1 protein-coding gene is annotated in these 889 nt (G+C 57.8%); it reads right to left on the bottom strand.

Going from position 1 to position 889, the window contains the following annotated elements; all coding sequences use genetic code 11:
* Nucleotides 1–262: 262 nt before the first annotated feature.
* Nucleotides 263–889 (bottom strand): IS110 family transposase (locus tag ACTJLC_RS31785; RefSeq protein ID WP_347143888.1); only part of this gene is annotated, 627 nt, incomplete at its 5' end.

Raw genomic sequence — 889 nt, 5'->3', positions numbered from 1 at the left:
GAACACGACATTTCTTATATGGTCGCCTCCCATTTGCAAGGTAATTGTTCGTAGCGAGAAGGGTGGTTGCGGACTTATATCCGGACTCGATTGCGGAACGTACCCGCCGGCCCCGATGGATTTCGCCGCAAAGGTCCTAATCTAAATAACGGACTCGAAGTCCGAGAAATGTCTCAGGCTTGCCTTCACGCGGTCCAACCTGTCTTGCCATCGTTCAATACACCTGTGCAACCGTGGATGGGTTAAAGGCTACGGTTCGTGCTTACTGCGCTGGTGCTGCCTGATACGTTCGACCATACGCGAGCAGCGCCCAGATTGTTCGCGCCATCTTGTTGGCGAGCGCAACGGCAACGACATTCGTTGGACGCCGGGTCAGCATCTGGCGCAAGCGCTCCGGCAAATACCTTGAACTTGAGATGACCGATCGCGCGCCGTGGATCAGTAGCGTTCGCAAGTACACGTCCCCGCGTTTGCTGATCCCGCCAAGCTTTACCTTGCCCCCAGAGCCGTTCTGTCGCGGCACGAGGCCCAAATAGGCAGCGAACTCCCGGCCGGAGCGAAAGGTCTTCGCCTGTCCAATTACCGATACTGCAGCAGTGGCCGTGAGTACTCCCACGCCGGGGATTTCGGAAATGCGTCTGCATGCATCGTTGTTGCGTCGCCACTCGAGAATGCGCTGTTCGATCCGGGCAATCTGCTCGTCGAGTCCACGTAGCCGCGAGATCTGGTCCTGCAGGCTGTCTGCCAGCATAGTGGGCAACTGCTCAGCCATCGACGCCAGCGCGACTTTGGCTGCCTCTATCGATGCACGGCGACCTGCCGGCAGTATCACGCCAAATTCGTAGAGCAATCCGCGAAGCTGGTTGACCTGCATGACACGGATCCTGAC

This window comes from Paraburkholderia sp. 22099 (assembly GCF_052045835.1).
GTDB classification, from domain to species: Bacteria; Pseudomonadota; Gammaproteobacteria; order Burkholderiales; family Burkholderiaceae; genus Paraburkholderia; species Paraburkholderia terricola.
The sequence above is the reverse complement of the archived record's forward strand: the minus strand, read 5'-3'. Positions and strand labels throughout refer to the sequence as shown.